The 7,279-nt window shown below is 67.2% G+C and carries 6 protein-coding genes; 4 read left to right on the forward strand and 2 right to left on the reverse strand.

The features are described from left to right. On the forward strand, window positions 1-1,298 hold a 1,298-nt coding region (locus ACZ7J0_RS32125), incomplete at its 5' end, for a WD40 repeat domain-containing protein (protein WP_470893312.1). Between the two features lie 1,064 nt (window positions 1,299-2,362). On the opposite strand, the gene ACZ7J0_RS32130 is transcribed toward ACZ7J0_RS32125, so the two are convergent. After that, window positions 2,363-3,118 carry a hypothetical protein gene (locus ACZ7J0_RS32130; RefSeq protein ID WP_470893313.1) on the reverse strand — a complete coding sequence of 252 codons (756 nt, stop codon included), beginning with the start codon at window positions 3,116-3,118 and terminating at the stop codon, window positions 2,363-2,365. 762 nt (window positions 3,119-3,880) lie between these two features. Here ACZ7J0_RS32130 and ACZ7J0_RS32135 point away from each other — a divergent pair. Further along, on the forward strand, window positions 3,881-4,198 hold the full coding sequence (locus tag ACZ7J0_RS32135; RefSeq protein WP_470893315.1) for a hypothetical protein: 318 nt from the start codon (window positions 3,881-3,883) through the stop codon (window positions 4,196-4,198). 157 nt (window positions 4,199-4,355) lie between these two features. Here the strand turns inward: ACZ7J0_RS32135 and yczR are convergent, their stop codons facing one another. After that, the gene (gene yczR, locus ACZ7J0_RS32140) at window positions 4,356-5,747 is read right to left on the reverse strand and encodes a MocR-like transcription factor YczR (protein ID WP_470893317.1); all 1,392 of its coding nucleotides are present in this window, start codon (window positions 5,745-5,747) and stop codon (window positions 4,356-4,358) included. A gap of 130 nt (window positions 5,748-5,877) precedes the next feature. Here yczR and yczE point away from each other — a divergent pair, with 130 nt between their 5' ends. After that, complete coding sequence (yczE, locus tag ACZ7J0_RS32145; RefSeq protein WP_470893319.1) at window positions 5,878-6,519, forward strand: membrane protein YczE; 642 nt, start codon at window positions 5,878-5,880, stop codon at window positions 6,517-6,519. Between the two features lie 164 nt (window positions 6,520-6,683). Then, entirely contained in the window at window positions 6,684-7,040 is a 357-nt protein-coding gene (locus ACZ7J0_RS32150; RefSeq protein ID WP_470893321.1) for a transglycosylase family protein, read from the forward strand. Window positions 7,041-7,279: the final 239 nt, after the last annotated feature.

A 7,279-nucleotide genomic window follows, 5' to 3' on the forward strand; every position in this document is an offset into this window, starting at 1 on the left:
GCAGAGACACCACACTGCGCCTATGGGACCTGGCCACCGGCGACCTGGCTCTCAAGCCTCTTAAGGGCCATGAGGAATGGGTAACATCCGTTGCCTCCACCATCCTTCCCGATGGTCGGGCAGTGGCCCTTTCGGGCAGCTGGGACCATCATGCGCGGCTGTGGGACCTGGCCACCGGTGAGCCGATCGGTGAGCCGCTCACCGGACATACGGGCCCGGTTACTTCGGTGGCGTTGGCTGTCTCCCGTGATGGCCGTAGCACAGCTGTCACCGGCAGCCATGACCACACAGTGCAGGTGTGGGATCTGAGCTCAGGTCCCCCTGTCAGCGGGCCGGCCATCGCATCGGATGACTGGATGACGTGTGTGACATCAGGTGTGCTGCCCGACGGGCGGCCGGTCGTCATCGCCGCTGGCCGGGATTACGCACTGCGCGTGCTGGACCCGGTCAGCGGAGAGCCAGTGCGTTCCCCTATGCAGACCATGCACAGCAAGTCTGTGGCGACGATGGCGACCGCTTCTGTGCCAGGCGGCCCTACGGTGCTCGTGACCGGCAGCCATGACCGGACTGCTCAGGTGTGGGATCTCGCGACCGGCGCCCCGATCGGCGGGCCCCTGACCGAGCACAAAGGCTGGGTGACTTCCGTAGCGACCGCTGTCCTTGATGACCGCATGGTCGTCGTCACCGTCAGCCGGGACCGCATGCTGCGCGGGTTTGACTTGTACACGGGTGACTTGGTGCGTCCACCGGTGCACACCAGGCACGACAATTGGCTTGTCGCCGTGGCGACCGCGGTCCTGCCCGACGGGCGAGCCGTGGCCGTCACCGGCAGTTATGACAAGTCGGCACGCGTTTGGGACCTGGATAGCGGCAACCTCCTCGGCGTCCTCACCGGGCACGAGGACTGGGTGACCGCTGTGGCCACCGCCACCTTGCCCGATGGGCGGCCGGTGGCTGTAACCGCCAGCCGAGATAAGTCACTGCGGCTCTACGACCTGGGCGATGGCCGGGCGCTGGGCGAGCTGCTTACCGGGCACACGCGAATGATCACGTCTATGGCAACGACACTTCTACCGGACGGACGGGCCCTGGCTATCACCGGCAGTCACGATCACACGGTGAGGATGTGGGATCTGGGCAGCTTCAAGCCCTATGGTCCGCCCCTGCCCACCGTAGGTCCGGTTACCGCCATCGCAGCTGGGCTGCCCGTCGGCTGCCGCCGCATCGTGGTCGCCGGAACGGGAGTCGCCGTCGCGTCTTATGCAGACGTGAAAGAGGCGCCCCGTCTCATGCCATGATCCCGTAGGCTCCCCAAGTGCCCCAGGAGAAATCAGTCCCGAGGCCGCGCGAGTGACACAAACTCACTCAACCTCACGCGGGTGAAGGTGCAGGGACGACCCGCGCGAGCGGGTGTGTCTCACGGTAGAGCTGGATATCTGACTGCTCGTTACGCCAAGCCCCGCGGAAGCAGGGGCGACTCGAATCGCCGCGGCCCACCGACGCCAGCTACGACCCCGCGCAATGCGGGGGGACTCCATCGATGAGGCTGCCCCTTGGCTCCCTGGAGCCTCTACCCCGCGCCAGCGGAGGTGACTCGGCGCAGGTCCAGCAGCCGAACCTGCTGTCGCCCTGGATCCCGCGCGAGGTCTGGAGGAGGGAGAACAACCTCCAGGTCGGCTGGCCCCCGTGCAAGCCGGCACTTGATGCGCAGCACGTCAGCACCATTCGCCTCACGACCAGCGGCGTCACCCGGGACGGCGACCACGTAGCTGCTCGCCCATCCGACTTCCGGCACCGCTGGACGCCCTCATGTCGGACCTCGTGTCCGAGCGGGCCCCGAGGCCGTGCTCCCGCACGAGATCGGCTGGCTCTGTCCGGGCCGCACGGCCAGCCAGCTGATCCACCAGTCACAGATGCTGCGACGGCTCAACGCGATCGGCCTCGAGACCCGGAAGGACCGAAGCACCGCGTTGTTCGCACTCGCCGCCCTCTGCTCAGATCCGCTGACCGGCGACAGGAGCACTTCAGCCAGCCACCATCGAACCTGCCCCTGTTTGGAGTTACCGATGAGTAGAATCACCGGCTGGTTGAAGATCGCAAGAGAAGGGAGCATGGGGTGCGTCGGTTACTTGGCGTGGCGGTGTTGCTTGCGGGGATAGCTCTCGCGTTTTGGTTGGCCTTCGGGCCTGCAGCCGAATGGGAGGGTGTTGCGAGGTTTGTGCGCTTTGCCATCTTGCTGAGCTGCTTCGTGGTGATCGGCGGTAGCGTGCAGCTGATCTACCGCGACAAGCCACAGGACGAGCCCATCGAGGCCGCAGGGTAGTCAGTCACCTTTCCCAGGCGTCGCTCCTGATTGAGTGACTCACCTGCAGCCTCGGTCAGAGCCGCCCGTCCTCCACGGGCAGAAGGACGCGTCCAGAAGCAGCTCGAGCAGCTCCAGACGAGCGCGGGTGGCCTCCCCTTCGCTGATGGCCCCGGCGGGCTGAAGGCCGGCGGCGGCCGCGGCCGCACGGATGGCCCGGGCTTCGGCCGTCTCGGCCGGGCCGGGTCCGCTGTCGGCCAGGTCCTCCCCACGGGCTTCGCGGTCGGCGGCGAGCTCGCGGCAGACGTGACGGAGCGTGTCCAGTGCGAGGTTCGCGGCGGGCCGGCCGGGCCGGGTGTGGATGCGTCCGGATCGGGTGACTTCGTAGAGGGCGGCCACCGTCACGGAGGCGATGTCGTCGAAGGGGCGGACCTGGCCACGGGTCATACGGACGGCGGCCGGGATCATCGTCTGGACGACGATGCGCGCGGCGAGGGTGGCCGATCGGTCACGGCCGGCCGCACGGCGCAGCAGGGCGCGGAGCACGGCATCGGTCAACTCGTCGGCCTGGCGACCGTTGTGTGGCCAGAGCGCGGCGAGGAGTTGGGCGGGGCCGAGGGTGCGCACCCAGGCATCGGTCACGGCATCATTCACACCGTCGGTCACGGCCGCGACTTCGTCGGCCAGGCGATCGGTCACCAGCCAGTCGGCCACGGCGGTCTGGACGGCGGCGTCCGCGCACAGCGCCGCCCACTCCGTGTCCAGGCGGTGAAAGATCCCGCCGTCATTGCGAGCGGGGCGTAGTACGTCGAGCACGGCACGTCTCCTTTCGGGTCTCGTGCCGTGAACTCTCCTCAGCATGGCTTGCCCGAAGGCTTGCCCAATTCTCTAGAAGAGCAGGTGGGCGGCTTGCCCATATGCCGGGCAAGCCGCCGGTGACCGATTGGGCAAGCCCCTGAGGGCGCTGGGCAAGCGGTCGTGACCGGTCGATACAACCCAGGCAAGCCCCTTCGCGGCCGGCAAGCCTGTACCGATCGGGAGTGCGTGCCCTCACGCTAGTGCTGCGAGGACGCGGGGCCTGCTCGTGGAGGCCGTGTAGCAAGCGCACCTACTACTAGTCTTCTGAGTCAGGAATTCTGTTCAGATGTGTAGGCTTTGCGCTCGTGCTCCGCAGGGCCGCGGTTGTTCACGGCAGGGCCGGGTGTGTTCCAACGCCTCGGGGGTGGGTGATGACCTGGACCTTTACGCTGCGGCGGCCGACGCTCGGACCCTGACCAGATGGCGGTGGCGGGCCCGGGAGCGCAGAATCGTCATAGACCGGTGCGCCGGCTCGGATGACCCGCTCGTCGGCCTGCTCGACAGCCTCGGGGCGATCAGCTCGTGCGGCACCCTGCTCCGCCCCTCCGATACCCTGCCCTGCTTTTAGGCGCGGGCCCGGTTGACATGCGCGCGAACGAACGCACATGGCCGATGCCGATCGGACCAACCGCGGTTGCCGCCCGATAGGACGTCGAGCGAATGTCAACTGGTAGCCGTCGCAGGGCACCGGTGGTAATGCGGGAGCAAAGGAGAAGGTCGATGGGTCAAATCTATCTTCAGCGATTCGCGTATCGGGACGGTGTGACCAAGTCCGAACTCGACCAAGCATGGTCCGAAGCCTTCAAGTCATTCGCCCGGACGGGCAATTGGGGCGGAGTGGACCGAGGCGTGAAGCACCACCAGACATATGGCACGGGATGGGGCGGTTACGTGCTGATCGAAGTGGAGGATCCCGACGCCTTTGGACGCTACCAGGCGTACCACAACCAGATGTACGGCCATGTAGTTCAGGTCACGTGGGAGCCCCTGTTCGACATGGACCGGGCCTTCGAGGAGACCATCCGGAACTCGAGATGAAAGGCAATCGGTGAGCACCTCGGCCGCCTGTCCGCCGGGGAAGAACTGACCGTAGCCCGACATTGCCCGGGGGACTCTTTCCCTGGAGCCGCCGCGATTGCCCCACGTAGCCACCAGACTTCGCCCTCCCTGATGCGGGTCATGACGTTGTCCATGCTTACGCGACGGGGGCGGGAGCATGAGTTCCGGCGGCGCCTTGGGTGAGCGCCAGTTGGGCCTGCGCCAGCCTGCGGATGGCCTCGGTGAGCTGACTTGAAGGGAGCGTGTACGGAATTCGGATATGGCGTTCGAATGCCCCGCCGATGCCGAATCGTGGCCCGGCCGCGATTGTCACTCCGTAGTCCGGCGCGATGGCTGCCAGTCGTGAACTGATGGGCTCGGGGAACGCTGCCCAAAGCGTCACACCTCCAGTCGGCTGGGGTGCGTGGACATCGGGCAGGTACTCGGCAAGTGTCTGCCTCAGTGCGTCACGTTGCGATCGAAGTTGCTGAATCGTCTCCGGCCGTTCGGTCTGGTGCTCGTTCAGGAGGACGGCTGTAGCCAGCTGCTCGACGACGGGGGTGCCGAGATCTGTGGCCGGGCGGGCTTGTTCGAGGCGCTCCAGGAGTGAGGGCACGGCGCGAATCCAGCCGATGCGCAGACCGCCCCAGATGCTCTTGGAAACCGAGCCGACGCAGACGGCGGTCGGCGTGTGTACTGCGAAGGGTTCCGGTTTCGGGCCGTCCAGAGCCAGATCGGCCATGGTCTCGTCGATGATCGTGGGACACGCCAGCCTGAGCCGGCGGCGCACGCTCGCGGACATGCACATCCCCGTCGGGTTGTGAAAGTCAGGTATCAGATAGGCAAGTTGCGCGGCACGCCCTGCCGCATGGAGTTGCGCGGTGTCCCACCCGGACATCCCAACGGCGACAGGCAGGAGTCGGGCGCGCGCTTCGGTAAATGTCCTGATCGCATGGGGATAGGTGGGATGGTCGATCAAGACCTTGTCGCGTGGGCCCAGGAGCGTGCGCGCGAGAAGACCGAGCGCGTGCTGTGCGCCGTTGGTGATCATGATGTGATCGGGCGCGGTGGGCAGCCCCCTGCGCTCGTACCACCCGGCAACCGCTTCGCGCAGCACTGCGATGCCGTATCGGTCGTATCCGTGCCGCTCGAAGTGCCGCGGTAGCTGCTCGAGAGCAGCCGCGAAAGCGGCGTGGAGGATTTCGACGGGAGCCGGTGGGGCTGCGAACGACAGGTCGATGGTCGCCGAGCCCGTGCTGGGCAGCCGCTCGGACGGCGTGTCATGGGGCAGCCGCACAGTCGACCTGGCGCGCGCCTTCGTGGCGAGGTACCCGTGCTCGACAAGAGTGCGGTATGCCGCACCGACGGTGGTTCTGCTGGTGCTGAGCGCGGTAGCCAGGTCACGTTCACTTGGCAGCGCGGCCCCGAGGGCGAGACGTCCGTCCAGGACCAGCAGCCGCAGCCTGTCGGAGAGCCGCTGGTGCGCCGGCCCGGGCCCCTCCTGCCAGGTCCCCAACATGCGCGCTACCGCGTGCGAACTGATTTTCACCGAACCAGCCTAATCAATCTGGCTATGGAATCGGAGTCCAGGTGGTGTGGAGGCTTGCCCCATGGCTCCTCCTGCTTCCACCGCACACGTGTCCGTCCCGGCCCGTCACGACCGCCCTGTGATGCTGCGCATGAACGCCTTCGCCCAAGTTCGGGCGGGTCGAACAGCGCGTCGCCTCCCCCAGCTCCTGGTCGGCTTGGTGGGGTACGGCGCCGCCGTCATGATGCTCGTCCAGTCCGGTCTTGGCACAGCGAGCTGGAGCGTACTCACGGACGGCACGGCCAGGACTCTCGGCATCTCATTCGGATGGGCCACAAACCTGATCTCGCTCCTGGTGCTCCTCGCCTGGATACCTCTGCGCGAACTGCCGGGCCTTGGCACAGTCCTCAACGTCGCGATCGTCGGTTTCGCCGCAGACGCCACCGCGGCCGTCGTCCCCCGCGCTCAAGGGGCAATCGCCGAGATCGGCTACCTCGTCTTCGGCCTCGTCGCGCTGGCCTTCTTTGACGCGCTCTACCTCGGTGCGCAGTTCGGATCGGGTCCACGCGACGGCATCATGACCGGACTCGTTCGACTCACGCGCCTCCCCGTCGCGGTGGTTCGTACCGGCATTGACGTCGCAGTCGCCGGCATCGGCTGGGTCCTCGGTGGAAGCCTTGGGGTCGGGACCGTACTCATCGCGCTGTGCATGGGGCCTCTCGTCGGCTCCTTCCTGCCACTCCTGACAGTTCGCCTCCCCGCTGCCACGGCATGCGAACGGCGCAGCCGGTGATCGCGGCTGGTGAGGAGCGCCGTACGGGTGACGTCGCCCGTTCGCCCGCCGAGACGAACCGGGGGTCTGCACCGTGGCGTGCTGTCCTGCCTGCATGGCCCGACGGCCGTGAGCAAGACCGGCCCGGCCCGCGGGCCGGTCTGCCACACAGCTGAGGAGGACTGATGTCTCGTTCCCTGGACAGCCAGCGAACCGGAAGCACCATCCTGGCCCTGCTTTGCGCAGTGCTCGTGAGCCAGGCCGCACTGACCGATTCCAGAGCCCAGGCGGCCGCCCACTCTTCGAGACCCCGCGTCGACTGGGACGCGATCGCCCAATGCGAGTCGAGTGGTAACTGGCATGCCAACACCGGCAATGGGCACTACGGCGGTCTGCAATTCACCCAGTCGAGCTGGAAGGCCGCGGGTGGCCGCCGGTATTCCGCCCGCGCCGACCTGGCGACGAAGCAGGAGCAGATCGCCACGGCCAGGAGGCTGGCCGTCTTGCAGGGCATGGGGGCCTGGGCCTGCGCCCGCCGGTAGGAAACGGACGCGCGGCGCCGCCGGCGGACTCAGCCTTTCGCCCATCCGCCACTCGGCCCGACGCGTCCTCCAGCTGTCCGGCCTGAAGCGGCGTCCACCAGCGCCTTGGTCCGCTTCCGGCCGAGTGCCCAGCGACGGCCGGGTCTAGGACTTGTCCGGTCGATCACGTTCGGAGCCAGATGGTGAGGGCTGCGGCAGTTGCGGTGCCGAGGTAGACGTAACGGCGCTTGTCGTAGCGA

This window comes from Streptomyces sp. NPDC038280 (assembly GCF_055600045.1).